Genomic DNA, 1,065 nt, shown 5'->3' on the forward strand with positions numbered 1-1,065 from the left:
CCGCCAGACCCAGCACCGCATGGCCCGCAGCCGCTGCCGATGAAGCCCTGGTCGAGAAGCACGTCCGCTTCCACGGTGGGATTGCCACGGGAGTCGAGAACTTCACGACCTTTGATGTCGACGATTTTTGCCATTGTTGTAAACACTCCAAAGTTGACGAAAACGACGCAGCTAGAGGAAATCTTTTTACCGTCGGCAAGGGGTGTGCAGCGGGCAGTCTTGCAGACGATAACGCTCATGCCTGAGGGCATGAGCGACAAATCGTGCGGTACTTTACCGGAGAATTGAGGTTTACGCGGTTTCTACCGTCGGAAAACTCTTCACCAGTTCGTCCAAAGCTTTGAGCTGGGCCAGGAATGGCTCCAGTTTGTCCAGACGCAAGGCGCAAGGGCCATCGCATTTGGCGTTGTCCGGGTCCGGGTGGGCCTCAAGGAACAGACCCGCCAAGCCCTGGCTCATGCCTGCCTTGGCCAGATCCAGAACCTGTGCGCGGCGACCGCCGGCGGAGTCGGAACGACCGCCAGGCATTTGCAGCGAGTGAGTCACGTCGAAGAACACCGGGTACTCGAACTGCTTCATGATGCCGAAGCCGAGCATGTCGACCACGAGGTTGTTGTAGCCGAAGCTCGAACCACGCTCGCAGAGGATCAATTGATCGTTACCCGCTTCCACGCACTTGTTCAGGATGTGTTTCATTTCCTGAGGGGCGAGGAACTGGGCTTTCTTGATGTTGATCACGGCATTGGTCTTGGCCATCGCAACGACCAGATCGGTCTGGCGCGACAGGAAGGCCGGCAACTGGATGATGTCGCAGACTTCAGCAACGACCTGAGCTTGATCAGGCTCATGGACGTCGGTGATGATCGGCACGCCAAAGGCTTGTTTGATGTCCTGGAAGATGCGCATGCCCTCTTCCAGGCCAGGACCGCGATAAGAGGCCACAGAAGAACGGTTCGCCTTGTCGAAGCTGGCCTTGAACACGTAAGGGATGCCGATTTTTTATTTAACCTTATAGTACTCTTCTGAAATCTTGTTTGAATTGTCTATGTTTTATTGCTTTTTATT

Annotated in this window: 2 pseudogenes; both read right to left on the reverse strand. The window is 55.1% G+C overall.

Features of this window, described 5'->3' with window-relative positions:
- Positions 1-239: pseudogene (locus tag ACIOU6_RS27105) on the reverse strand (hypothetical protein); the annotation flags it as partial.
- Positions 240-291: 52 nt separating this feature from the next.
- Positions 292-1,026: pseudogene (gene kdsA, locus ACIOU6_RS27110) on the reverse strand (3-deoxy-8-phosphooctulonate synthase); the annotation flags it as partial.
- Positions 1,027-1,065: the final 39 nt, after the last annotated feature.

The sequence above is a fragment of the Pseudomonas sp. NPDC087615 genome, assembly GCF_044743445.1.
In the GTDB taxonomy this organism is placed as follows: Bacteria; Pseudomonadota; Gammaproteobacteria; order Pseudomonadales; family Pseudomonadaceae; genus Aquipseudomonas; species Aquipseudomonas baetica_A.